The sequence below is a fragment of the Gordonia sp. SGD-V-85 genome (genome assembly GCF_001456905.1).
GTDB classification, from domain to species: Bacteria; Actinomycetota; Actinomycetes; order Mycobacteriales; family Mycobacteriaceae; genus Gordonia; species Gordonia hongkongensis.
In genome coordinates, this window is the sequence record NZ_LNQO01000004.1 from 232,173 (window position 1) to 256,014 (window position 23,842).

The window sequence follows — 23,842 nt, forward strand, 5'->3', positions numbered from 1 at the left end:
GAAACGTTTTAATTCGCCGGGTTGATCCTCTCTCGACGGTCTGCGTTTCCCATCACGTCGTTTGTCAGGAGCAGCCATGCCCGATACCCAGCGCGTCTGCTTCGTGCTCCAGCTCCGCCCGGAGCGCGTCGAGGACTACCTCGACGCCCACACGGAGGTGTGGCCGGAGATGCTCGACGCCCTGCGCGAGACCGGATGGCGCAACTACTCGTTGTTCCTCCGCAAGGACGACGGCATGGTCGTGGGTTACCTCGAGACCGACGACTTCGCGACGACCGCCGCCGCCATGGAGGCAACGGACGTCAACGCCCGGTGGCAGGCGCACATGTCCGAGTACTTCCTCCCGGCCACCGGCGGAGACGCCGACTGCGCCAATCCCGACACCATCCGTACCGAACTCCTCGAGTACTTCCACCTCGACTGACCGACATCGAACACACGACGCGTACTGACGGGCACACCGACATCAGCGAACCCGGCTTGACCCCTCCGATCCCGACCCTCTCTACTGATCTCCGACGCTAGGAATCCCATGAAAGTAGGAGCGCGCTCCACCACCGGCTGGCGGGCGACCATCTCGGTTGCCATGTCGAACTACATCGAAGCCGGCTCGATCATCGCGATCGCCACCAGCCTGACCTTCTGGCAGGACGAGTTCGGCATCAGCAACTTCGCCGTCGGCCTGCTGGCCGCACTGAGCGCCAACGCGTTCGGCGCGGCGGTCGGCGCCGCCATCGGCGGACCGCTGTGCGACCGCTACGGCCGCAAGGCGATCTACACCTACGACCTGCTGGTCTACATGGCCGGCGTGTTGCTCGCCGCCTTCGCGCTCAACTTCACCATGCTGCTGGCGGCGTTCATCATCACCGGCCTCGCGGTCGGCGCGGGCGTACCCGCGTCCTGGACCTACATCGCCGAAGAGGCGCCATCGGTCGAACGCGCCAAACACGTCGGCACCGCCCAGCTCGCCTGGTCGGTCGGACCCCTGATCGGCTTCGCACTGGCGGCCGCGCTCGCCCCGATGGGCCTACTCGGCTCGCGGATCATCTTCCTGCACCTCTTCGTCGTCGCCGCGGTCGTCTGGTGGATTCGCCAAGGGCTCGCGGAGTCCAAGATCTGGTCCGACGAGGCGGTCAACGAGACCCGTGAGCTCACCGCTTCCGTCGGCGCCCGGGGAATCAAGGGCCTGTTCTCCAAGAAGGTCAACATCACCGCACTACTCCTGCTCGGTGGCATCTACCTCTTCTGGAACACCGTGGCCGGACAGGCCGGCATCTTCATGCCGCGTGTCTACGAGACCGCGGGCGTCGAGAGCGCGGTCCAGCAGAACCTGCTGCAGGTGCTGGTCTGGGGATGCACCGTCCTCGCGACCTACTTCGGCTTCATGCGATATGCCGACCGGGTCTCCCAGCGCGCCCTGTACGTCTTCGGCGCCGCATTGGGCATCGTCGCCTGGATCGTGCTGGTCGCCTTCACCGACAGCGGTGTCGCCACGATGCTCGTCTTCGCGGTCCTGTGGGGCATCTCCTCGGGCATCGGCGCGCAAGCGTTCTACAGCCTCTGGGCCAGCGAGATGTTCGCGACGCCCTATCGGGCCAGCGCCCAGGGCGTCATGTTCTTCGCCGTCCGCACCGCAACCGGTCTGTTGAGCTACTTCTTCCCCACCATGCTCGCGGCGACCGGACTCACCACGGTCGGCATCCTGCTGGTCGCACTGCTCACCGTCGCGCTGATCATCGGCGCCATCGCGGCTCCGGACACCCAGGGCAAGACGCTGCAGCAGATCGAGGTCGAGCGCTACGGCGCTCCGCTGTCACCCGAGCTCATCGAGACACCGGCATCCGCCGCGCACCCGACCCCGGGCACCAACCCGGCCGCGGAGTCGGGACACCGGGCCCCGGCCTGACACCACGGCCTGATCGCGCGGTGCGCGATTGAAACGTTCCACCAGTTCGAATGTTCCACTCAGACCTCCCCGCCGCCGGCTGACCCCGACGCCGGCGGCGGGGAATCCCAACCGAAAGAAATTTCATGGCCACCTTTGACGAGACGATCCTCGACAACCTCGAGATCGAGCTCCCCTCCTGGGCGTTCGGCAACTCCGGCACCCGGTTCAAGGTGTTCGGCACCCCGGGCACCCCCCGCACCATCCACGAGAAGATCGCCGACGCCGCGAAGGTCGACGAGCTGACCGGGCTGGCACCCACCGTCGCCCTGCACGTCCCGTGGGACACCGTCGACGACTACACCGCCCTGGCCGCTTACGCGAAGGATCTCGGCGTCGGCCTGGGCACCGTCAACTCCAACACCTTCCAGGACGACGCCTACAAGTTCGGCAGCCTGACCCACACCGACAAGACGGTGCGGCAGATGGCCATCGACCATCACCTCGCCTGCATCGAGGTGATGAACGCGACCGGTTCGCGCGATTTGAAGATCTGGCTGGCCGACGGCACCAACTACCCCGGACAGGGCGACATCCGCGGACGCCAGGACCGGCTCGCCGAGTCGCTCGCGACCATCTACCAGCACATCGGCGACGACCAGCGACTCGTGTTGGAGTACAAGTTCTTCGAGCCCGCGACGTATGTCACCGACGTCCCCGACTGGGGCACCTCCTACGCCCATGTGACCGCGCTCGGCGAGCGGGCGATGGTCTGCCTCGACACCGGCCATCACGCGCCGGGAACCAACATCGAGTTCATCGTCGCGCAGCTGCTTCGCCTCGGAAAGCTGGGTTCCTTCGACTTCAACTCGCGCTTCTACGCCGATGACGACCTCATCGTCGGTGCCGCGGATCCGTTCCAGCTCTTCCGGATCCTGTTCGAGGTGATCCGCGGCGGCGGGCTCGACGCCGGGTCGCCGGTCGCTCTCATGCTCGATCAATGCCACAACGTCGAGGAGAAGATCCCCGGCCAGCTCCGTTCGGTGCTGAACGTCGAGGAGATGACGGCCCGCGCACTACTCGTCGACACCGATGCGCTGACCGAGGCACAGGCCGCCGGAGACGTGTTGGGCGCGAACGCGATCGTGATGGACGCGTTCTACACCGACGTCCGTCCGATGCTCGCCGAGCGTCGTGTCCGTCGCGGCCTGCCCGCAGACCCGATGGCCGCATACGTCGACTCCGGATACCACGAGCGCATCGTCGCCGAGCGTGTCGGCGGTACCCAGTCGTCCTGGGGCGCCTGAGCCCTCCCCCAGCCCCAGTTCCCTGAACTCCCGAGGAGATCACCCCTAATGACCAATCCCGCAGTCGCCGCCCTCATCGAGCGGTCCAACCGACTCGGATCGGATCCGAAGAACACCAACTACGCCGGCGGCAACACCTCCGCCAAGGGCTCCGACACCGACCCGGTCACCGGTGAAGACGTCGAACTGCTCTGGGTGAAGGGCTCCGGCGGTGATCTCGGCACCCTCACCGAGAAGGGCCTGGCCGTGCTCCGGCTCGATCGCATGCGTGCGCTCGTCGACGTCTATCCCGGCCTCGACCGTGAGGACGAGATGGTCGCCGCCTTCGATTACTGCCTGCACGGAAAGGGCGGTGCCGCACCGTCGATCGACACCGCGATGCACGGCCTCGTCGACGCCGCGCACGTCGACCACCTGCACCCGGACTCCGGTATCGCCATCGCGACCGCGGCCGACGGCGAGGTCTTGACGCACAAGATCTTCGGTGACCGCGTCGTGTGGGTGCCGTGGCGTCGTCCGGGTTTCCAGCTCGGGCTGGACATCTCGGCGATCAAGAAGGACAACCCGCAGGCCATCGGTTGCATCCTCGGCGGCCACGGGATCACCGCCTGGGGCGACACCTCCGATGAGGCGCAGGCACATTCGCTGGAGATCATCCGCACCGCCGAGGAGTACATCGCCGCCAACGGTCGGCCGCAACCCTTCGGCGGCCCGATCGACGGCTACGGCGCATTGCCCGCCGAGGAACGCCGGGCCAAGGCCGCGGCGCTCGCCGCGTTCATCCGCGGCCTCGCCTCGATGGACAAGCCGCAGGTCGGTCACTTCACCGACGTCGACCCGGTCCTCGAATTCCTGGCGGCAGAGGAGCATCCGCGCCTGGCCGCACTCGGCACCAGTTGCCCGGACCACTTCCTGCGCACCAAGGTCAAGCCGCTGGTCCTCGACCTCCCGGCCGACGCGAGCGTCGAGGAGTGCAAGGAGCGCCTCACGGCACTGCACGAGGCCTACCGCGAGGACTACCGCGCGTACTACGACCGTCACGCCACCGCGGACAGCCCCGCGATGCGCGGCGCCGACCCGGCCATCGTGCTGATCCCGGGCGTCGGAATGTTCAGCTTCGGCAAGGACAAGCAGACCGCACGTGTCGCCGGCGAGTTCTACCTGAACGCCATCAACGTGATGCGCGGCGCCGAGGCCATCTCGACCTACGCACCGATCGACGAGTCGGAGAAGTTCCGGATCGAGTACTGGTTGCTCGAGGAGGCCAAGCTCGCCCGCATGCCGAAGCCCAAGCCGCTCGCGACCCGCATCGCCCTGGTCACCGGGGCGGCATCCGGCATCGGCAAGGCCATCGCGACGCGTCTGGCCGCCGAAGGTGCATGCGTGGTGATCGCCGACCTCGACGCCGAGAAGGCACGGGCGGCCGCCGAGGAGATCGGTTCGACCGATGTCGCCATCGGGGTGGCCGCCGACGTCACCGACGAAGCGGCCGTACAGTCCGCGATCGACGCAACGGTGCTCGCCTTCGGCGGCATCGACCTCGTCGTGAACAACGCCGGCCTGTCGCTGTCGAAGTCGTTGCTGGACACCACCGCCGCCGACTGGGACCTCCAGCACGACGTGATGGCCCGCGGTTCGTTCCTGGTGAGCAAGGCCGCCGCACGCGCCCTCATCGATCAGAAGCTCGGCGGCGACATCCTGTACATCTCGTCGAAGAACTCGGTCTTCGCCGGGCCGAACAACATCGCCTACTCGGCGACGAAGGCCGACCAGGCCCATCAGGTCCGTCTCCTGGCCGCCGAGCTCGGCGAGCACGGGGTCAAGGTCAACGGCATCAATCCCGATGGCGTGGTGCGTGGTTCGGGGATCTTCGCCGGCGGCTGGGGCGCCAAGCGCGCTGCCGTCTACGGCGTCGAGGAGAAGGATCTCGGCAAGTTCTACGCGCAGCGCACCCTGCTCAAGCGCGAGGTGCTGCCGGAGAACATCGCCAACGCCGCGTTCGCACTCTGCACGTCCGACTTCTCGCACACCACCGGCCTGCACGTGCCGGTGGACGCGGGCGTCGCCGCCGCGTTCCTGCGATGAGCCGATCCACCCGGTCCGCCCAGGTCGCCGCGATCGACCTGGGCGCGACCAGCGGCCGGGTCATGCTGGCCGACGTCTCGCGCGGACGACTCGAGCTCGAACAGGTCGCCCGGTTCACCAACGACCCGGTCCACATCTGGAACGGGCGCAGGTCCGCTCTGCACTGGGAAGTCCCGGCGCTGTTCCGCGCCGCGTCGGCCGGCCTCGCCGAGGCGGGCAGGCAGTCCGACGATCTGGTCGGGATCGGGGTGGACTCCTGGGCGGTGGACTACGCGCTCCTGCGGGAGGGCCGCATGCTCGGGTTGCCGCACCACTACCGGGACACCCGGAGCGCGGCTGGGGTGGACGCCGTGCACGCCGAACTCGGTCCCGCGGACCTGTACGTGCGCAACGGTTTACAGTTCCTGCCGTTCACCACCGTGTACCAATTGGCCACCGAGAAGGCCGACGGGTTGCTCGATCAGGCCGACACCGCCCTGCTGATCCCCGACCTCATCACGTACTGGCTCACGGGCCGGCGCGGCACCGAACGCACCAACGCCTCGACCACCGGACTGCTCGGCATCAACGGGCGGTGGGACACCGCGATGATGGAGCGTCTCGGATTGCCCGTCGGCTTGTTCCCCGACCTCGTGGAGACCGGCACCGACCAGGGCCCGTTGCTCGGCGACGTCGCCGAGCGCCTCGGACTGTCGACGTCGACCCGCGTCACCGCGGTCGCGTCCCACGACACCGCGTCGGCGGTCGCCGCCATCCCGATGGACCCGTCGCGGTCGGCGTACATCTCGTGCGGGACCTGGGGTCTGGTCGGCGTCGAACTCGAGCAGCCGGTCGTCTCCCGCGACGGGTGGAAGGCCAACTTCACCAACGAGGTCGGCGCCGACGGCCGTATCCGCTACCTGCACAACGTGATGGGCCTGTGGCTGCTCAGCGAGACGGTCCGCCAGTACCAGCGCGAAGGGTATCGCGCCGATCTCGGTGAACTGCTCGCGCAGGCCGCCGAGGCGCCGGCGACGGTCGAGATCTTCGACACCGACGACGCCCGGTTCCTCCCACCGGGAGACATGCCCGGACGCATTCGCGACTGGTACGACGAGCGCGGCATGCGTCCGCCGATGACGCGCGCCGAGATGGTGCGCGCGATCGTCGAGAGCCTCGCGGCGGCCTTCGCCGACGGGGTGGCGCGAGCGGCCGAACTGTCCGGCACGACGGTGGAGACCGTCCATCTCGTCGGCGGCGGCTCGCAGAACCGGCTGCTGTGCCAACTCACCGCCGACCGGCTGGGTCTGCCGGTGCAGGCCGGTCCGGTGGAAGCGACCGCGCTGGGCAACGTGCTGATCACCGCCCGCGCCCACGGCCTGATCGATGGCGACCTCGAGGCGATGAGGTCTATCGTCGCCGATAGGTTCCCGCCGCAACACTACGCACCCCGACACTCCCGCGGCACGCGCTCCCGGACCGCGGTGGGGACAGGAAAGGCATGACCATGCAAGGCAGTTCTCCCATGAAGCGTCGAGTTCCCAAACCGCGCGACCTCGCGCCGCTGATGCAGTTCAAGAAGCCCCAGTTCGACGCGAAGAAGCGCCGTCTCGACGCCGCCCTCACCATCGAGGACCTGCGCGCGATCGCCAAGCGCCGCACCCCGAAGGCGGCCTTCGACTACACCGACGGATCGGCCGAGGCCGAGCTGTCCATCGAACGCGCGCGACAGGCGTTCGCCGACATCGAGTTCCACCCGGCCATCCTGCGTGACGTGTCCAAGGTCGACACCTCGTGCACGATCCTCGGCGGGCGTTCGGAACTGCCGTTCGGCATCGCACCCACCGGGTTCACCCGGATGATGCAGACCGAGGGCGAATACGCTGGTGCGCGCGCCGCCGGCCGGGCCGGGATCCCCTTCTCGCTGTCGACGATGGGTACGGCGTCGATCGAGGACGTCCGGGATGCGAATCCGCACGGCCGCAACTGGTTCCAGCTGTACATGTGGAAGGACCGGGAGCGCTCGATGGCCCTGGTCGACCGCGCGGCGAAGGCCGGATACGACACCCTGCTGGTGACCGTCGACGTGCCGGTCGCCGGGGCTCGTCTGCGCGACAAGCGCAACGGCATGTCGATCCCGCCGGCGCTGACCGCCAAGACCGTGCTCAACGCCATCCCGCGCCCGCAGTGGTGGATCGACTTCCTCACCACCGAGCCCCTGGCGTTCGCCTCGCTCGATCGATGGTCCGGAACGGTGGCCGAACTGCTGGACACGATGTTCGACCCCACCGTCACCTTCGACGATCTGGCGTGGATCAAGTCGCAGTGGCCGGGCAAGCTGGTGGTCAAGGGCATTCAGACCGTCGACGACGCCAAGGCCGTCACGGCCCTCGGCGCCGACGGCATCGTGTTGTCGAATCACGGAGGGCGCCAACTCGACCGCGCACCGATCCCGTTCCACCTCCTGCCCGAGGTGGCCCGCGAGGTCGGCGCGGACACCGATGTCATGCTCGACACCGGCATCATGAGCGGTGCCGACATCGTGGCGTCGGTCGCCCTCGGCGCGCGGTTCACGCTCGTCGGCCGGGCCTACCTGTACGGCCTGATGGCCGGCGGGGAGGCCGGGGTGGACCGGATGATCGAGATCCTCGGCGAGCAGATCGCACGTACGATGCGGCTGCTCGGTGTCGCCTCGCTGGACGAGCTGACACCCGCGCACGTGACCCAGCTCGAGCGGCTGGTGCCCCGGGCGCGTTCCTGAGGCTCGACTGCCGAGGTCGCGTGGGCATCAGACCGGCCGCCTACGCGACCTCCGCGTCCTCGCGGCGGTGGGCGAAGTGATCCACGAGGCCCACCACCAGCGCGATCAGCACCAGGACCGCGGCGGTCGCCAGCCCGATCTGGAACGCCCGCGCCCAGTCGCCTCCGGTGTTCGCCACCTGGGCGAAGAACACCGCACCGACGAGCGCGATCCCCGCGGCGGCCCCGATGCGCTGACCGGTCTGCAGGACGCCGCCGGCGATGCCCGCCTTGGTCACCGGCACCTGGTCGAGGCTGAGCGTGAGGTTGGGCGAGATCACGAGACCGGAACCGATACCCGCCACCAGCAGCGGCAGCGCGGCGGCGTACCCGACACCGGGACCAGACACGAGCGCGACGGCGACGATCGTCGCGATCATCCCCACGACCACCAGGCCCAGACCGAGCAACACCAGCGAGCGCCCGACCCGGTTGACGATGTTACCGCCGACGCTGGCCGACACCGCCGAGCCGAGCGCGAAGGGGGTCACCGCCAGACCGGCCTGCAGTGCCGAGTAGCCCAGGCCCTGCTGGACGAACAGCGTGTAGATGAAGAACACCGTGGTGAACCCGGCGAAGTAGACCATCGCGATGATGCACCCCAACGTGTACGACCGCATGGAGAACAACGAGAGGTCGACGAGTTGCTGGCGGCCGACGCGGCCCTGCCGGCGTTCCCACAGGACGAACGCACCGATCAGCACCGCCGCGACGACGAGCAGCAGCCATTTCCGCCCGCCGGGCCACTCCTGCTCCTGGACCATCGGCAGCATCAGCGCGAACACCCCGGTGCCCAGGAGCACAACGCCCACCGGGTCGAAACTCCCCCGCAGCGGTTGTTTGAGTTCTTCGGGCCGAGCCGGGATCAACCGGATCGCGGCGAGGAAGGCCGCGATGCCGATCGGCACGTTCACGAAGAAGATCCAGCGCCACCCGTCGGCGGACCCGCCCAGCTAGATGAGGACCCCACCGAGCAGCGGCCCGACCGCGGTCGAGATCCCGATGGTCGCGGCGAACATGCCGAAGGCCCGGCCACGCTCGGCCCCGCGAAACAGCAGCTGGATGAGCCCGGAGACCTGCGGCGCGAGAATGCCGCCCGCGACGCCCTGGATCAGGCGGAAGACGACGAGTTGCGTCGGGCCCTGGGCGAACCCACATGCCGCCGACGCCAGCACGAACAGGGACAGCCCGATGAGGAAGGTCACCTTGCGGCCGCGCGCGTCCCCGACCCGGCCGGCCGGGACCAGGACGAGGCCGAAGGCGAGGGCGTAGCCGGACACGACCCACGACAGGTCGGCCGAGTTCGCGCCGAGACCGGATTCGATGGACGGGAGCGCGACGTTGACGATCGAGACGTCGAGAAGGGTCATGAAGCCGACCACCAGGCACACCGCGAGCGCCTTCCAGCGCCGCGGGTCGGGTTCGTAGTCCGCGGAGAACGGGCTGGCCGGAGTCGACATGGATCGCCTTTCCTACAGGGGGTACCGCGGGTGTTCGTAGTCAATCAGCTCGCGAGATGGGCGACCCTCCCGAGTCCGCGAAACGCGAGTACCGGCATCGCATCTGGTGAGATGGACACATGGGTGTGAGCATGCGGGATGTCGCGGCGGCGGCCTCGGTGTCGGTGGGCACGGTCTCGAACGTGCTCAACTCGCCCGGAAAGGTCTCGCCCGCGACCGTCGCGCGGGTCCAGGCGGCGATCGACAAGCTGGGTTTCGTGCGCAACGACGCCGCGCGCCAACTCCGTGCGGGCCGTTCGCGTTGCGTCGGCATGGTGGTACTCGACGTGGGTAACCCCTTCTTCACCGACATCGCCCGCGCCGCCGAACAACGGGCCGGCGAGCACGACCTCACGGTGCTGCTCGGCACCTCCGACGACGACGAATCACGCGAACAGGCCTATCTCGACACCTTCGACGAGCAGCGGGTGTTCGGTTTGCTCGTCTCGCCGATCGGCGACGATCTGCGGCGGTTCGACTCGCTGCGACGTCGCGGTACCCCGGTGATCCTCGTCGACCGGGACGCCGGCGGCTCCCCCTTCGATTCCGTCGCCGTCGACGACATCGCGGGCGGGCGGCTCGCGGTGTCACACCTGTGCGAGACCGGTCGTCGCCGGATCGTCTTCGTGGGCGGACCGCCCGGACTGCGGCAGGTCGCGGACCGTCGGCGGGGCGCGCAGGAGGCCGTCGACGCCGTCGAGGACGCCACGCTCGAGGTCGTGCAGACGACGAACCTGAGTGTGCTGGCCGGACGCGAGGCGGGACAGGCCCTGCTGGCCAGGGCCCCCCGCGACCGACCGGATGCGGTGTTCTGCGCCAACGACCTCCTCGCGATCGGGGTCCTGCAGGCGTTGACGATGCTCGGCGGCGACGTCCGCGTTCCCGACGACATCGCGCTCATCGGTTACGACGACATCGATTTCGCCCGCTCGGCCGTCGTCCCGTTGTCGTCGATCCGGCAGCCGACCTCCCGCATCGGCGTCACCGCGGTCGATCTGCTGATGAGCGCGGCCGACGATCCCGCCGAACGCCACGTCCCGTCGAACCTCGTGTTCCAGCCCGAGTTGGTCGCCCGCGCATCGACACTGGGCTGAAGGTGTGACGCACGCCATCGCCGGGTAGACGGTGTGAGGACTCTCCTAATATTGCGTAGTCCTGCAAGTTTGCAGGGTTCTGCAAGTTCCGTACCGTGGGTGAGGTGAACTCCCCCGGACTCCGCGAGGCGAAGAAGGCGGCGACCCGTTCGGCGCTCGCCCGCGCTGTGCTGCGGTTGTCCACCAGCGTCGGGATGGATCACGTGATGATCGACGCCGTCGCGGCGGAGGCGAACGTCTCGGTCCGCACGTTCCACAACTACTTCAGCGGCAAAGAGGATGCGCTGCTGCACTTCGTGTCGTCACTGTTCGACACGCTCGTGGAGCGGATCGAGGCCCGACCGACGGACGAGAGCTTCTTCTGCTCGGTCCGAACCGCCCTCATCGAGGCCGCCACCTCGCCCGACGTCGGCGAACCCGCCGAGATCGTCGCGCTCCTGCGCCTCCTCGACACGGATCCGGGGCTGACGGCCAGGTCCCGCGACATGGAGTTGGGCGACACCGTCGAAGCGCGTCTCGCCGAACTGTGCGCGCAGCGCGGACAGCCGGCACACACCCTGTATCCGCGCCTCGTCCTGCACAACGCGATCACCACCATCCGCGTCGCCCTCGAATTCTGGGTGACCCATCACGACGACACCCCGGGCACCACTGCCGACCTGGCCACCGTGCTGGAGTCCGCCTTCGACCAACTGGCGTCCGGGCTCGCACAACCCATCCCACCGTTGAACGAACTCGCCGACCCATCCCTCGAGGAGCACTGACGTGGCAACACACCTGTACCGACTAGGGCGATGGGCGTACGAGAACCGCCTCAAGACCATCGCGATCTGGGTTCTGGTCCTGATCGGGCTGGGCATCGGCGCGAGCCTGCTGGCCAAACCGACCTCGGAGTCGTTCTCGATCCCGGGCATCCCGTCGGAGCGCGCCCAGGACCTGATGATCGAACGCTTCCCCGGGGAAGCGACGTTCGGTTCCGACATCGGTGTCACGTATGTCGTGCGCGCACCGGAGGGTTCGACGCTGAGCGAGCCCCGGTTCCAGAGCACCATCGACTCGATGGTGGCCGGCCTCAAGACCGTCGAGAACGTGAAGAGCCCCGATTCGATCGCCAACCCGTTCGTCTCGTACGGCACCGAGCAATCCCCCGGTCAGCTCCGTGAACTCTCGGCGACCTTCCAGCGGGAAACCTTCGGCAAGAGTGCGGACGAGGCCGCCGCCGACGCGCAGGCCACTTCGCCGATCAACGCGGCGGGCACGGTTGCGCAGCTCGGCGCCTCCTTCGACGTCAAGGCATCCTCGGACGTCACCGAGACCATGCGCGAACAGATGGACGCCATCGCCGACGACGCGCGGGCCGCCGGCCTCACCGTCGAGATGAAGGGTTCGGCCACACAGCAATTCGAGCTCGGGATCACCTCTGAGCTGATCGGCATCGGGGTCGGTGCGCTGATCCTCATCCTGACGTTCGCCTCCCTGGTCGCGTGGGGCATGCCGATCATCACCGCGATCGTCGGCGTCGCGATCGGCATGCTCGGCGTGCAGATGGGCACCCACTTCTTCGACCTCAGCAACGAGACACCGATTCTCGCGACGATGATCGGCCTCGCGGTCGGCATCGACTACGCGCTGTTCATCGTGTCCCGCTACCGCCACGAGATCCATCGGTCGACGAACCGCGCCGACGCGGCGGGGCGGGCGGTCGGCACCGCGGGTTCGGCGGTCGTCTTCGCCGGCAGCACCGTCGTCATCGCGCTGGCCGCACTGGCGATCGTGAACATCCCGTTCCTCACCGCGATGGGTATCGCCGCCGCGGGCACCGTGGTGGCTGTCGTGTTGGTCGCGCTCACCCTCCTGCCGGCCATCCTGGGCCTGTTCGGCGGCAAGGCGTTCGCCGGACGGGTGCCGCGCCTCAACGCTCCCGATGTCGGACCGCACGATGCGGAGCGGTTGCACAACGGCCAGCGCTGGGTCCAGCGCATCGTGGCCCGGCCGCGCACCGTGACGGTCGCGATCGTCGGCATTCTCGTCGTCCTCGCGATCCCGATGGCCGGGCTCAAGCTCGCGCTACCCAACGACGGGACCGCCGAGCCGTCGGAGACGCAGCGCCGGGCCTACGACATGGTCGCCGAGGGTTACGGACCCGGCGTGAACGGACCGCTGGTCGTCGTCGCGGACGGTCGCGAGATCCAGGACACCGGGGAGCGCTTGCGCGCCTTCAACTCACTCGTCGACGACCTGGGTCGCGTCGACAACGTCGAGGTGGCGCAGATCGGTGCCGGCGGGCTCAACGAGGCCCAGGACACCGCGAAGATCACGATCATCCCGTCGACCGCGCCGGCCGACGAGGCGACGCCCGCACTCGTGGAATCGCTCCGCGAGATGGAGTCTCGGGTACAGGGCACGACGGGCATCTCCTACGGGGTGACCGGGCAGACCGCGATCGAACTCGACATCTCCGACCGCCTGTCGAGTTCGCTGATCCCCTACCTCCTGGTCGTGGTGGGTCTCGCCTTCATCCTGCTGATCATCGTGTTCCGCTCGATCCTCGTGCCGCTGACCGCCGCGCTCGGCTTCCTGCTGAGCGTCGCCGCGACCTTCGGTGTGACCGTCGCCCTCTTCACCGACGGCGCCCTGGGGATCGTCGACAACCCGCAACCGCTGGTGTCGTTCCTGCCGATCATGTTGGTGGGCATCGTGTTCGGACTCGCCATGGACTATCAGGTGTTCCTGGTGACCCGGATGCGGGAAGCGTACGTGCACGGCGCCGACGCGAAGACCGCGGTGGTGGAGGGATATCGCCACAGCGCCCGCGTCGTGGCGGCGGCCGCGGCCATCATGATCTCGGTCTTCGCCGCATTCATGCTGCAAGACATGGCCTTCATCATGGTGATGGGCTTCGCCCTGGCCGCCGCGGTGTTCCTCGACGCCTTCGTCGTCCGGATGACCCTGATGCCGGCGGTGCTCACCGTCCTCGGCGACAAGGCGTGGTGGATCCCGCGCTGGCTCGACCGCATCCTGCCCGACGTGGACATCGAGGGCGAGAAGCTCGGCATCGGCGACGACGCGGCGCGACCGGCGGACCCGGCGGGGGCCGACACGGACTCCGAGGTCCGCGCCGGCCGCTGAGAGAGGTCAGTCGACCCGGAACTCCCCGAGTTCGGACCAGGTGTCGCCCTCGATCGTCGTGTTGATGACGTCGGGTGTGCGCTGGAGGTACTTGGGGAGTTCCTGCTGGGCCTGCTTGAAGTGCGGGGCGGTGACATGTGCCTCCGCGGCATCGTCGTCGAACGCCTCGACCAGGACGTAGGTGTTGGGGTCCTCGAGCGATCGCGACCAGTCGAACCACATGTTACCCGGTTCGGCGCGGGTTGCCTCGGTGAACTCGCGGGACAACTCGGGCCACTCGTCGGCGAATTCGGGCTTGATGGGGAACTTCACGACGATGAGGATCATGATTCGACCCTAGTCGTTCGCGGCCGGGCCGAGCGTCGCAGCATGCGACTGGGACGGCTGTTCCAGAACCGGTCACAAAGTGTCGCCCCCGGAACGCCGGGATTCGCGAGACCCCGGTCGCGGCAGCGCCTAGAGTGTGAAACAGACAACAATTGTCCTCACTTCAGGCTGCAACGGAGGCACCATGCCGGACATCACCAAGTTCTACATCGACGGTCAGTGGGTCGAGCCCGCCGAGCTCAACCTCATCGACGTCATCAACCCGGCCACCGAGAAGTCGGCCGGACAGGTCGCCATCGGCAGCGCGGCCGACGTCGACGCAGCGGTCGACGCCGCCCGTCGCGCATTCGTCACCTGGGGACAGACGACCGTCGAGGAACGTCTCGAAGTCCTCAACCGGATCATCGCCGAGTACCAGAACCGCATGGGCGACCTCGCCGCCGCGGTCACCGAGGAGATGGGTTCGCCGGTCGGCCTCACGAACGCCGCCCAGGTGCCGATCGGTCTCGGCCACCTGATGACCGCCGCCGCGCAACTCCCCGACTTCAAGTTCGTCGAGGACCGCGGCAGCTCGCGCATCGCCAAGGAGCCGATCGGCGTGTGCGGCTTCATCACCCCGTGGAACTGGCCGCTCAACCAGGTCATGTGCAAGGTCGCCCCGGCACTCGCCACCGGTTGCACCATGGTCCTCAAGCCCTCCGAGGTCGCGCCGTTCAGCGCGGCGATCGTCGCCGAGATCTTCGACGCCGCCGGCGTACCCGCAGGCGTGTTCAACCTCGTCAACGGTGACGGCCCCGGCGTCGGCGCCGCGCTGTCGAGCCACGAGGGCATCGACATGATCTCGTTCACCGGGTCCACCCGCGCCGGCATCGAGGTCGCCAAGAGTGCCGCGCCGACCGTGAAGCGCGTCGCCCAGGAACTCGGCGGCAAGAGCCCGAACATCATCCTCGACGACGACGACTTCGCGAAGAACGTCGCCGGCGGCATCGCGACGATGATGATGAACTCGGGCCAGTCCTGCAACGCCCCGAGCCGCATGCTGGTCCCGGCCGGCCGCGTCGACGAGGTCGCCGAGATCGCCAAGGGGGTCGCTGCCGAGCTCACCGTCGGCGATCCCACCACCGACGTGAAGCTCGGCCCGGTCGTGTCCGAGGCGCAATTCGACAAGATCCAGGGTCTCATCGAGCGTGCCGTCGCCGACGGCGCGACCGCGGTCGTGGGAGGTCCCGGGCGCCCCGAGGGTCTCGAGACCGGCTACTACGTGAAGCCGACCGTGTTCACCAACGTCACCAACGACATGGAGATCGCCCGCACCGAGGTGTTCGGCCCGGTCCTCGTCGTCATCGGTTACGACTCGATCGACGAAGCGATCAAGGTCGCCAACGACACCGAGTACGGCCTCGCCGGCTACGTCTCCGGCAAGGATGTCGACGAGGTCCGCCGCATCGGATCACAGATCCGTGCGGGTTCGATCTCGCTCAACGGCGCCCAGCTCGACCCGAGCGCACCGTTCGGCGGATACAAGAAGAGCGGCAACGGCCGCGAGTGGAGTGACTACGCCTTCGACGAATTCCTCGAGGTGAAGTCGCTGCTCGGTTTCGGGGCCTGACAACCCAGCCCGTTCCCTCTCCCGACGCCGCCGGGCGCATCCCCAACGGATGTGCCCGGCGGCGTCGTTCGTCGAGGCCGCGGAGTCGCGCCCATCGCGGTACCCCGGGATTTCGCAAGGCCCGGACAGGACTGCGCGAACGTCCTACGCTTGCCGAACGACTTCGATCCGGCGGCCCGGCCGCCTACCGATCGAATCCACATTCTTCGGGGGAAGAGCGTCCGCGCGGTACACATGGGGGAACGGTGCTTCGAGTGATTCTTCGTGCGGTCTGTGCCGCATGTCTGGTGATGCTGTGTCTGGCCGCCGCGCCGGCGGCGGCAGCGCCCGTGGCGCCGCGGGTGGTGTCGGTCGTGCACGAGTCCCCCACACGCGCCATAGTCTGGGTCTACTCGGCGGCGATGGCCAAGAACATCAAGCTCTTCGTCCTCACGCCACGAACGAAGACCGGACCCCGGCCGACGCTCTACCTACTGGACGGGGCGGGTTCGCGCGGCAACGACAGTGGATGGCGTGGAGCCGGCAATGCCGACGAGTTCTTCGCCGACAAGGACGTGAACGTCATACTCCCGACGGGTGCGTACGGCAGCCAGTACGCCGACTGGCAGCGCCGGGATCCGCGCGTCGGACAACCGATGTGGGAGACGTTCCTGACCAGGGAACTCCCGCCCCTCATCGACGCCCGCTTCGAGTCGAACGGTTCGCGCGGGATCGCGGGCGTCTCGATGGGCGGGCAGGCGGCGTTCACGCTCGCGTCACGGGCCCCGTCGCTGTACCGCGCGGTGGCCTCGATCAGCGGATGTCCTCCGGTGTCCTCGCCGCAGGGAGAGTCGTACGTGCGGGCCACCCTCGCCCGGGGTGGGGCGAACGCCGACAACCTCTGGGGGCCGGTCGGTTCGGCCGGATGGCGGGACCACGACCCGGCGCTGCATCTCGACCGTCTCCGCGGCAAGGCCCTGTACCTGTACTCCGGTGCCGGCCGGCTCGGTCCCGCCGACCTCAAGCGGAACGTGACGCCCGAGGAAGGCCTCTACCAGGTGGTACTCGCCGCATCGTCGGCGTTCGAGATCGCGACCAGCGACTGTTCGCGCCGGTTCGCCGGGTTGTTGCGCGGTGCGGGTCTGCCGTTCACCGACGCGTTGCAGGAGGTCGGAACCCACCATTGGTACTACTGGGAGAAGGAACTCCCCAACATGTGGGCGGCGATCTCGCCGGCGCTCTGAGGCGAATCACGGAATCCGGTCATCCGCCTGGCTACCATCTCCGCATGCAGATCCCCGTCGCGTCCGATACCGGTCCCGTCCTCGACACCGAGGTGTTCGGCGAGGGCGAACCGCTGCTGCTCATCGGCGGCATGTCCGCACACCGCGGGATGTGGACCGATGAGCTCCTCGACGCCCTCACCCCGCACTTCTCGGTTGCCGCCTACGACCATCGCGGCATCGGCACGAGCAGTCGGGCCGAGGGACCGTTCACCATCGCCGACCTGGCCGCCGACGCCCGCGGAATCCTCGACGGCCTCGGCTGGGACTCCGCCCACGTGCTGGGCACGTCGATGGGCGGCACGATCGCACAGGAACTCGCCCTGAACTCGCCGGACCGGGTGCGCAGTCTCGTCCTCGGCTGCACCACCGCGGGCGGCCCCGGGGCCATCGGTGCGCCCGGCTCGTCCGGCGCCGCCCGCCTCGTCGAGGCGATCTCGTCGCGCGATGCCGACCGCGTCGCACGCATCGCGTTCGAGGTCAATCTGTCTCCCGAGTTCATCGCCCGCGCCGGCGCCTTCGACCATTTCGTCTCGCTGTCGAGGCAGCGCCGCGTTCCGTCGGCAGTCGTCGCGTGGCAGGCGGGCGCCTGTGCGGCACACGACACCCGCGACCGGATCGGCTCACTCGACATGCCGACGGCGGTCATCCACGGCGACGTCGACGAGATGATCGCGGTCGCCGAGGGCGAGCGGCTCGCCGACCTCATCCCGCAGGCCACCCTGGCGCGCTGGTCCGGTGTCGGACACATGTTCTGGTGGGAACGTCCGGACGAGACCGCCGAGGTCGTCCGGAAAAATGCACTCGCCCGGTAACGCCGGTCCACTCTCCGAACGACATCCCTGACATCGGCACCGTGTAGTCGGGTGGCCGCGTATGTCAGGAGCTCCATGTCGCACTCGCACAGCGAACCGCCCGTCCCCTCCACCCCCGCGGGCCAGACGCCCGAGTCGCCACGCCGACCCTCACCTCGTCGCCGACTCCTCACCGGCATCTCGGTGGTCGCGATCCTCACGCTCGGCCTGTTCGGCGCGAGCACGCTGATCAACTCGTCGAACACCGCCAGCGCTCTGCGTGGGCATCCCGAAGTGCTGCGGCCGGGCTGCACGTGGGACTCCTCCGGGAACTACGTCCAGAACTGCAAGGTCTGGTCGGAGTCGCAGAAACGGCACGTGATCGTGCAGATCCGCGCCTCGAGCGGCAGCGACAGCGGCGTCTACCTGCTCGACGGCATGCGTGCCAGCGAAACCCGCTCGGCATGGACCACCGACGTGCAGGCCGCCAAGGTCTACGACGCCAAGGCCGACACCACCCTGGTCATGCCGGTGGGCGGCGCATCGTCGTTCTACACCGACTGGGACGGCGGCGCCGGTGACAAGAACACGGTCATCAAGCAGGAGACCTTCCTGACCTCGGAGCTGCCCGGCTACCTCGAGCGCGAGTTCGGCGTGGCCCGCAACAACAACGCGATCATCGGACTGTCGATGTCCGGCGGGCCCGCGGTGACCCTCGCCGAGCGCCACCCCGAGCAGTTCAAGGTCGTGCAGGCGATGTCGGGCTACTACCAGACCGACAACCCGGTCGGCGCCCTCGGCGTGTTCGCCACGCAGACCATGGTGTCCAACTACGTCAACGGCGTCGTCAACATGTGGGGCGCGCCGGGCGGCACCCGCTGGACCGACAACGACCCGTCGAAGAACCTGACGCAGCTGGCCGACAACGGCCAGGTTCTCATCATCTCCTCGGGCAACGGTTTCCTGACGCCGTCGGAGATGGCCAAGCTGTCGCCGCAGGACCAGCTCAGTGCGATGGCCCTGGAGATCCTGTCCGCGGTGTCGACCGTGCTCATGCAGTTGCAGGCCAAGCAGGCCGGCGTATCGGTGATCTCGTTGCCGAACTACGGCGGCCACACGTGGGAGAACTGGGGACGTGCGCTCGGTGACGGCAAGGAGCACGTGCTGACCACGCTGCGCAACAACCCACCGGTGACCACGAAGACGACCGTCGTCTCCGCCTCGGGCGACCCCGATCCCGAAGGCCCCGCGAAGGTGACCCTGGCGGCGAAGAAGGCGGCCGAGGAATCGCCGGCGCTCGACCTGTCAGGTCTGTCGGCCCGTGGTTCGGACGAGACCGGGTCCGCCTCTCAGTCGGCCTCCTCGTCCGCCGAGTCGTCCGCAGCGGAGTCGTCGGCCTCCGGGTCGTCCTCGGCCGACCTCGCACCGTCCGCGGTGTCGGGCTCGGCGTCGGTGGACGCGTCCGTCCCGGAATCGGCCACCAGTTCCGAGACGAGCACGCCGACCGTGCCCCAGCTCGCCCCGACGGGGCCCGTCACACCCGGTACCTCGAGCAGCACCCCGGTCCCGTCCCGCTGACCGGCGCTCCCGCTCACGGTTTCCGTTCCCGCTCACCGGAAGTGTGAGCGGGAACGGACTGCGTGAGCGACCGATCCCTTCTACCGCACCTGCTGCTAGCGTTCAGCCATGACCGCCGACCCCGATCTCGCCGACCTCGTCGGCGTCGACACCATCGTCGTGGTCGTGGCGTCCGGTGTGATCCTCGTCTGGGCACTCGTCTTGGGCGTGTGGAAGTACCACGGCATCCGCACCTCACCGGACCGGACGGCCCATGTGTATGTCGACATCGCGCATCGGGCCGCGCTGATGTACTCGTTCGCCACCCTGGTGCTCGCCGCGCTGGTCGAACTCAGCGCCTTCCCGACGACCGTCAACGTGATCGCCGCGGCGGTCCCGATCGTCTTCTTCGTCGCGGCGATCGCCGCGTATTGCATCCACGGCGCCCTGCGGGACACCACGAATCAGTTCGTCGACCCGACTCCCGGCACCTACCTGTTCATGCTCGCGCTCATCGTGGGCGAGATCGGCGGCGTGCTGGTCCTGCTGGCCGGGGTAGTGGTGCGACTGACGTGAGTGGTCGCGCGACGGTCACGGGCGCTCGGTGTGACCGCGCAACCAGGTGATCACCGCGTCGAGCACCACCGCCTGCTCGGGTTCGTTGAAGATCTCGTGGAACAGGTCGTCGTAGATCACGAGCGTCTTGTCCGCCGATCCGGCGAGCCGCTCGACGAGTTCGCTGCCGCGCGGGTCGGTGAGCGCGTCCTCGCTGCCGTGCATCACCAGGATGGGTAGTTGCAGGGACGGCAGGCGCTCGGGAAACGACCGCATGGTGCCGATCATCGCCCCGCCCAGCCCGGCCGGGATCTTGCCGCGCGTCACCAGCGGGTCGGCGTCGTAGGCGGCCACGACGTCCGGATCCCGGGAGATGCTCGACGAACTCAACTCGGTGGTGGGCAATCCCGGTGCGATCCGACCGATCAGCGGCGCGAATCGGACGGCCAGATCGGGCAGGTCGTCACCGGGCAGCACGGCCGCCCCCGACAGGATCAGTCCGTCGAGCTTGTCCTGGTGGTCGAGCGCATAGTCGAGAGCGATGCACCCGCCCATGCTGTGCCCGATCAGGAACGTCGGGACGCTGCCGTCGGCGACATGGGCGAGCACGGTGTCGAGGTCGTCGGTGAAGTCACCGAACCGGCGCAACCGGAGTCGCTTGCCACCCGAGCGGCCGTGACCGACGTGGTCCGGTATCGCGACGAGGTAACCGTCGTCGACGAGCCGACGGGCCACATGCAGATACCGTCGTCCGTGTTCGGCGAGTCCGTGCACCACGACGACCACGCCGCGCGGGCTGTCCGCGGGCCGGTGGACGTCATAGACGATGGTGTGCCCGTGCCGGCCACGAAAACTGTGTTCTTCCGGTGTCATTCCCTGATCTCGTTTCGATGTTCAGTGCCAGCCGAGTCGGGCGGCGACCGACTTGCCTGCCGACTCCAGGGCGCCGAGCGGACGGAAGGCGGCCTCGCCGATACCGACGAGTGCCTCGACCCGCCCGACCACCCGTTCGAGCCGCCCGACGATGTCGGACATGCGGTCGGCGGTGGCGTCGACCTGGTCGAGGGTTCCGGAGAGTCGCACCAGCGTCACGTCGAGTTTCGCGATCGTCGAGTTCAGCCCGTCCAGGGTGGGACCGAGTCCTTCGAGGGTCTCCCCCATGTCGGCGATGATGCCCTCGAGTTGCTCGACGGTCACGTCGGCGTTGAGCGCGGCCTGGGCCAGCTTCTTGATCCGTTGACGTTCCGGCGGTCTCGATGATGTGTGCTCGCCCCTGTCGGCCATGAGGTGGATTATGGCCCATCGCGGTCGGCCCGGGTGCCGGGTCGGGGGAACCCTTCGAGGACACTCCGCTGTCTAGTCCGACAGAACCACCAAACCCCTGGCCCCTGTGCCGGAAGAACGACCTGCCCCCTGCTCCCTGAGGAGCGCCCGGAGCTTGCGGAGGGCGCGTCACGAAGGGTCGTCGCAACCTGACTCACCAGGACCCTTCGTGACGGCCTCCGCAAGCTCCGGCCTCCTCAGGGAGCAGTCCCAGATCGCCCCCGCGCGACGGCCGCCGGGCCGCTGACACTGAGGAGCAAGCTTTGCGAACGCCGCACCCAGCAGACGGGGTGCCCGCGGGCGCTCACGCCAACTGCGGGGCGACCTTCGACGCGACGAGCTCGAGGTGATCGAGATCCGACAGATCAAGGGTCTGCAGATACATGCGCGTGACGCCCAGCTCGCCGAAGGTCGCGATCTTCGCGGCGACCTCGTCCGGGGTTCCGGCAGCCCCGTTCTCGCGCAGCTCGTCCGGTTCCCGGCCGATGGCCTCGGCCCGGCGCCGGAACTCGGCTTCGTCGCGGCCGCAACACAATACGAGCGCGGCGGAGTAGGTCAGCGACTCCGGGTCGCGGCCGGTGTCGACGCACGCCGTGCGGACGCGCCCGATGAGATCCCCGGCGACGTCGAGTGGTTGGAACACGACATTGAACTCGTCGGCGAAACGCGCGGCCAGCGCGGGCGTCCGCTTCTTGCCACTGCCCCCGATGATGATCGGCGGGCGCGGGTGCTGCACGGGTTTGGGCAGGGCCGGCGATTTCGAGAGGCGAAAGTGTGTGCCCTCGTAGTCGAACTCCTCGCCCAGCGGGGTCTGCCACAACCCGGTGATGATCTCGAGGTTCTCCTCGAGGCGGTCGAACCGTTCCCTCAACGGCGGGAACGGGATTCCGTACGCCTCGTGCTCACCCTCGTGCCAGCCCGTTCCGATTCCCAATTCGACACGGCCACCGCTCATCTGATCGACCTGGGCGACTGCGATCGAGAACGGCCCGGGTAGCCGGAAAGTGGCCGACGAGACGAGCGTCCCCAGCCGGATTCGCGAGGTCTCGCGCGCCAAGCCCGCCAACGTGATCCACGCGTCGGTCGGCCCGGGGAGGCCGTCGCCGCCCATTCCGGCGAAATGGTCGGAACGGAAGAAGGCATCGAAGCCCAGGTCTTCGGTCGCCTTGGCGACGGTGAGCAGGTCGTCGTAGGTCGCACCCTGCTGGGGCTCGGTGAAGATTCGCAGTTGCACGTTTTCAACCTACGCGCGCTGGGCACACGACCGGTGGCGAGGCGGCGTGCGAAGCGGACCCAATCCGGCCCGGCGGCCATTCCGAATCGCTCCACGCACGACACCGTTCCTCGACAAAGGAGTCCCAACATGAAGACGTTCACGCGCACAGCTCTGGGTTTCGTCGTCGCCGCCGCAGGTGCGACCGCAGTATCGCTCGCCGCCGCGCCGTCCGCCGGCGCCGCGCCCACCGTATGTCCGGCACTTCCCGGCCAGTCCGCCTCTGCGGCCTCGTGTAGCGCCGACTCCGGCCCGACCGGACTCTCGCTGGCCATCACCGACAACGGCGGCGAAGCCAACGTCACCGCCGACAACTTCGCCGGACCCGCGGCCATCGCCCTCGGTCCCGGAGCGACGGTCACCATGGACGGCATTCGTCCCGGCCTGGCCATCGGTATCGCCGGACCCGGCGGCGAGGTCGTCGTCGACGGCAAGAACGGCCCGACCTGCAAGGGACCCGCGTTCGCCGGTGACTTCCAGACCTTCAAGGGCTGCCTGTCCTGACCGTCCGGCACCGGTGCCTGAGGTGCGACGTAGATAGCGACCAACCCCCTGCTCCCTGGGGAGCGCCCGGAGCTTGCGGAGGGCGCGTCTACTCCTGCTCCCTGAGGAGCGCCCGGAGCTTGCGGAGGGCGCGTCTACTCCTGCTCCCTGAGGAGCGCCCGGAGCTTGCGGAGGGCGCGTCACGAAGGGTCTTCGCAACCCGACTCACGAGGACCGTTCGTGACGGCCTCCGCAAGCTCCGGCCTCCTCAGGGAGCAGTAAATGGGCTCGCACAGCGCACAACGGTTCTGTCGTGGTCCACGACGGCCGCCAGGCCGCAATTACTCAGAACGCAGCGCGACAGCGACGAGTCAGGACAACAGTCCCCGGACGTATGCCGCCTGGCCGATGTGCTGGGTGTCGTCGTCGATCACGCTGAGCAGTCGTACGCCCAACGTGACCGGCGGGTCCCAGTTGTCGTCGACGACGCGGTCGAGATCTGAATCCGACAGCGCGCCAATGTAGTCGACGCTGACCGCGTGTGTTGCGTCGTAGTAGCCACGCAACAGGTCCGGGTCGTCGACGACGACCCGCGCCGCCTCGTCGGCAGACTGCCCGTACCCGCTCTCCCCGGGGTCGAACGGCAGACCGAACCGTTCGACCCATCCCCCGGTCACCCACACCTCGTCGGTTCCGGCGACGTCGGCGACGTGCGAGTCCTGCACGCGCGTCAGATGCCACACGAGCCAGGCGATCGTGTTGGCACCGGGCGCGGGAGCCCGATTCAATTCCTCGGTGGAGATGTCGTCCAGGACGGCGTGAACATTCTCGACGACTCGACCGAGACCGTCGAGCAACACATCTGTGGATCGCATGGCACAA

Annotated in this window: 20 protein-coding genes and 1 pseudogene; 15 read left to right on the top strand and 6 right to left on the bottom strand. The window is 68.3% G+C overall.

Annotated elements, in window-relative coordinates; genetic code table 11:
* Nucleotides 1-76 precede the first annotated feature (76 nt).
* The 6 genes from AS181_RS06540 (at nucleotide 77) to AS181_RS06565 (ending at nucleotide 8,017) form a co-directional block, all read left to right on the top strand.
* Entirely contained in the window at nucleotides 77-424 is a 348-nt protein-coding gene (locus AS181_RS06540) for an L-rhamnose mutarotase (protein ID WP_058250771.1), read from the top strand.
* A gap of 108 nt (nucleotides 425-532) precedes the next feature.
* Nucleotides 533-1,906 carry an MFS transporter gene (locus tag AS181_RS06545; protein WP_058250772.1) on the top strand — a complete coding sequence of 458 codons (1,374 nt, stop codon included), beginning with the start codon at nucleotides 533-535 and terminating at the stop codon, nucleotides 1,904-1,906.
* A gap of 125 nt (nucleotides 1,907-2,031) precedes the next feature.
* On the top strand, nucleotides 2,032-3,192 hold the full coding sequence (gene rhaI / locus AS181_RS06550) for an L-rhamnose isomerase (protein ID WP_058250773.1): 1,161 nt from the start codon (nucleotides 2,032-2,034) through the stop codon (nucleotides 3,190-3,192).
* A 48-nt stretch (nucleotides 3,193-3,240) separates the two neighbouring features.
* Nucleotides 3,241-5,277 carry a bifunctional rhamnulose-1-phosphate aldolase/short-chain dehydrogenase gene (locus tag AS181_RS06555; protein WP_058250774.1) on the top strand — a complete coding sequence of 679 codons (2,037 nt, stop codon included), beginning with the start codon at nucleotides 3,241-3,243 and terminating at the stop codon, nucleotides 5,275-5,277.
* Nucleotides 5,274-6,761 carry a rhamnulokinase gene (locus tag AS181_RS06560; protein WP_058250775.1) on the top strand — a complete coding sequence of 496 codons (1,488 nt, stop codon included), beginning with the start codon at nucleotides 5,274-5,276 and terminating at the stop codon, nucleotides 6,759-6,761. The genes AS181_RS06555 and AS181_RS06560 overlap by 4 nt, the downstream gene beginning before the upstream one ends.
* Before the next feature lie 20 nt (nucleotides 6,762-6,781).
* Nucleotides 6,782-8,017, top strand: coding sequence for an alpha-hydroxy acid oxidase (locus tag AS181_RS06565; RefSeq protein ID WP_058250776.1), 1,236 nt, complete (start codon nucleotides 6,782-6,784; stop codon nucleotides 8,015-8,017).
* 40 nt (nucleotides 8,018-8,057) lie between these two features.
* On the opposite strand, the pseudogene AS181_RS06570 reads toward AS181_RS06565, so the two are convergent.
* A pseudogene (locus tag AS181_RS06570) lies at nucleotides 8,058-9,515 on the bottom strand (MFS transporter).
* A 119-nt stretch (nucleotides 9,516-9,634) separates the two neighbouring features.
* On the opposite strand from AS181_RS06570, the gene AS181_RS06575 reads away from it, so the two are divergent.
* The 3 genes from AS181_RS06575 (at nucleotide 9,635) to AS181_RS06585 (ending at nucleotide 13,777) form a co-directional block, all read left to right on the top strand.
* Entirely contained in the window at nucleotides 9,635-10,648 is a 1,014-nt protein-coding gene (locus AS181_RS06575; RefSeq protein ID WP_058250777.1) for a LacI family DNA-binding transcriptional regulator, read from the top strand.
* A 104-nt stretch (nucleotides 10,649-10,752) separates the two neighbouring features.
* The gene (locus tag AS181_RS06580; protein WP_082652880.1) at nucleotides 10,753-11,412 is read left to right on the top strand and encodes an acyl-CoA-like ligand-binding transcription factor; all 660 of its coding nucleotides are present in this window, start codon (nucleotides 10,753-10,755) and stop codon (nucleotides 11,410-11,412) included.
* 1 nt (nucleotide 11,413) lies between these two features.
* Complete coding sequence (locus tag AS181_RS06585; RefSeq protein WP_058250779.1) at nucleotides 11,414-13,777, top strand: MMPL family transporter; 2,364 nt, start codon at nucleotides 11,414-11,416, stop codon at nucleotides 13,775-13,777.
* Between the two features lie 6 nt (nucleotides 13,778-13,783).
* Here AS181_RS06585 and AS181_RS06590 read toward each other — a convergent pair whose 3' ends face one another.
* The gene (locus AS181_RS06590) at nucleotides 13,784-14,104 is read right to left on the bottom strand and encodes a putative quinol monooxygenase (RefSeq protein WP_058250780.1); all 321 of its coding nucleotides are present in this window, start codon (nucleotides 14,102-14,104) and stop codon (nucleotides 13,784-13,786) included.
* A 184-nt stretch (nucleotides 14,105-14,288) separates the two neighbouring features.
* Here AS181_RS06590 and AS181_RS06595 point away from each other — a divergent pair, with 184 nt between their 5' ends.
* The 5 genes from AS181_RS06595 (at nucleotide 14,289) to AS181_RS06615 (ending at nucleotide 19,902) form a co-directional block, all read left to right on the top strand.
* Nucleotides 14,289-15,713: an aldehyde dehydrogenase family protein gene (locus tag AS181_RS06595; protein WP_058250781.1), complete on the top strand. Its 1,425-nt coding sequence runs from the start codon at nucleotides 14,289-14,291 to the stop codon at nucleotides 15,711-15,713.
* 290 nt (nucleotides 15,714-16,003) lie between these two features.
* A complete protein-coding gene (locus tag AS181_RS06600; protein ID WP_058250894.1) occupies nucleotides 16,004-16,936 on the top strand; it encodes an alpha/beta hydrolase in 933 nt (310 codons plus the stop codon).
* Between the two features lie 44 nt (nucleotides 16,937-16,980).
* Entirely contained in the window at nucleotides 16,981-17,790 is an 810-nt protein-coding gene (locus tag AS181_RS06605; RefSeq protein WP_058250895.1) for an alpha/beta fold hydrolase, read from the top strand.
* A gap of 75 nt (nucleotides 17,791-17,865) precedes the next feature.
* Nucleotides 17,866-19,347 (top strand): alpha/beta hydrolase, encoded by a 1,482-nt coding sequence (locus AS181_RS06610; protein WP_058250896.1) that lies wholly within the window; start codon nucleotides 17,866-17,868, stop codon nucleotides 19,345-19,347.
* 108 nt (nucleotides 19,348-19,455) lie between these two features.
* Complete coding sequence (locus AS181_RS06615) at nucleotides 19,456-19,902, top strand: hypothetical protein (protein WP_058250782.1); 447 nt, start codon at nucleotides 19,456-19,458, stop codon at nucleotides 19,900-19,902.
* A gap of 15 nt (nucleotides 19,903-19,917) precedes the next feature.
* Here AS181_RS06615 and AS181_RS06620 read toward each other — a convergent pair whose 3' ends face one another.
* From AS181_RS06620 to AS181_RS06630, 3 genes are all read right to left on the bottom strand, one after another.
* Nucleotides 19,918-20,754: an alpha/beta hydrolase gene (locus AS181_RS06620; RefSeq protein WP_058250783.1), complete on the bottom strand. Its 837-nt coding sequence runs from the start codon at nucleotides 20,752-20,754 to the stop codon at nucleotides 19,918-19,920.
* A gap of 21 nt (nucleotides 20,755-20,775) precedes the next feature.
* Complete coding sequence (locus AS181_RS06625; protein WP_058250784.1) at nucleotides 20,776-21,165, bottom strand: hypothetical protein; 390 nt, start codon at nucleotides 21,163-21,165, stop codon at nucleotides 20,776-20,778.
* A gap of 343 nt (nucleotides 21,166-21,508) precedes the next feature.
* Nucleotides 21,509-22,438, bottom strand: coding sequence for an LLM class F420-dependent oxidoreductase (locus tag AS181_RS06630; RefSeq protein ID WP_058250785.1), 930 nt, complete (start codon nucleotides 22,436-22,438; stop codon nucleotides 21,509-21,511).
* 129 nt (nucleotides 22,439-22,567) lie between these two features.
* Here AS181_RS06630 and AS181_RS06635 point away from each other — a divergent pair, with 129 nt between their 5' ends.
* On the top strand, nucleotides 22,568-22,981 hold the full coding sequence (locus AS181_RS06635) for a hypothetical protein (RefSeq protein ID WP_058250786.1): 414 nt from the start codon (nucleotides 22,568-22,570) through the stop codon (nucleotides 22,979-22,981).
* Nucleotides 22,982-23,331: 350 nt separating this feature from the next.
* Here AS181_RS06635 and AS181_RS06640 read toward each other — a convergent pair whose 3' ends face one another.
* Complete coding sequence (locus AS181_RS06640) at nucleotides 23,332-23,835, bottom strand: mycothiol transferase (RefSeq protein ID WP_058250787.1); 504 nt, start codon at nucleotides 23,833-23,835, stop codon at nucleotides 23,332-23,334.
* Between the last annotated feature and the right edge of the window lie 7 nt (nucleotides 23,836-23,842).

Excerpts from the sequence above, each read along its gene's own strand:
- AS181_RS06540 (WP_058250771.1), top strand. The coding sequence starts at position 77 with ATGCCCGATACCCAGCGCGTCTGCTTCGTGCTCCAGCTCCGCCCGGAG.
- AS181_RS06545 (WP_058250772.1), top strand. The coding sequence starts at position 533 with ATGAAAGTAGGAGCGCGCTCCACCACCGGCTGGCGGGCGACCATCTCG.
- rhaI (WP_058250773.1), top strand. The coding sequence starts at position 2,032 with ATGGCCACCTTTGACGAGACGATCCTCGACAACCTCGAGATCGAGCTC.
- AS181_RS06555 (WP_058250774.1), top strand. The coding sequence starts at position 3,241 with ATGACCAATCCCGCAGTCGCCGCCCTCATCGAGCGGTCCAACCGACTC.
- AS181_RS06560 (WP_058250775.1), top strand. The coding sequence starts at position 5,274 with ATGAGCCGATCCACCCGGTCCGCCCAGGTCGCCGCGATCGACCTGGGC.
- AS181_RS06565 (WP_058250776.1), top strand. The coding sequence starts at position 6,782 with ATGAAGCGTCGAGTTCCCAAACCGCGCGACCTCGCGCCGCTGATGCAG.
- AS181_RS06575 (WP_058250777.1), top strand. The coding sequence starts at position 9,635 with ATGGGTGTGAGCATGCGGGATGTCGCGGCGGCGGCCTCGGTGTCGGTG.
- AS181_RS06590 (WP_058250780.1), bottom strand. The coding sequence starts at position 14,104 with ATGATCCTCATCGTCGTGAAGTTCCCCATCAAGCCCGAATTCGCCGAC.
- AS181_RS06595 (WP_058250781.1), top strand. The coding sequence starts at position 14,289 with ATGCCGGACATCACCAAGTTCTACATCGACGGTCAGTGGGTCGAGCCC.
- AS181_RS06600 (WP_058250894.1), top strand. The coding sequence starts at position 16,004 with ATGCTGTGTCTGGCCGCCGCGCCGGCGGCGGCAGCGCCCGTGGCGCCG.
- AS181_RS06605 (WP_058250895.1), top strand. The coding sequence starts at position 16,981 with ATGCAGATCCCCGTCGCGTCCGATACCGGTCCCGTCCTCGACACCGAG.
- AS181_RS06610 (WP_058250896.1), top strand. The coding sequence starts at position 17,866 with ATGTCGCACTCGCACAGCGAACCGCCCGTCCCCTCCACCCCCGCGGGC.
- AS181_RS06615 (WP_058250782.1), top strand. The coding sequence starts at position 19,456 with ATGACCGCCGACCCCGATCTCGCCGACCTCGTCGGCGTCGACACCATC.
- AS181_RS06620 (WP_058250783.1), bottom strand. The coding sequence starts at position 20,754 with ATGACACCGGAAGAACACAGTTTTCGTGGCCGGCACGGGCACACCATC.
- AS181_RS06625 (WP_058250784.1), bottom strand. The coding sequence starts at position 21,165 with ATGGCCGACAGGGGCGAGCACACATCATCGAGACCGCCGGAACGTCAA.
- AS181_RS06635 (WP_058250786.1), top strand. The coding sequence starts at position 22,568 with ATGAAGACGTTCACGCGCACAGCTCTGGGTTTCGTCGTCGCCGCCGCA.
- AS181_RS06640 (WP_058250787.1), bottom strand. The coding sequence starts at position 23,835 with ATGCGATCCACAGATGTGTTGCTCGACGGTCTCGGTCGAGTCGTCGAG.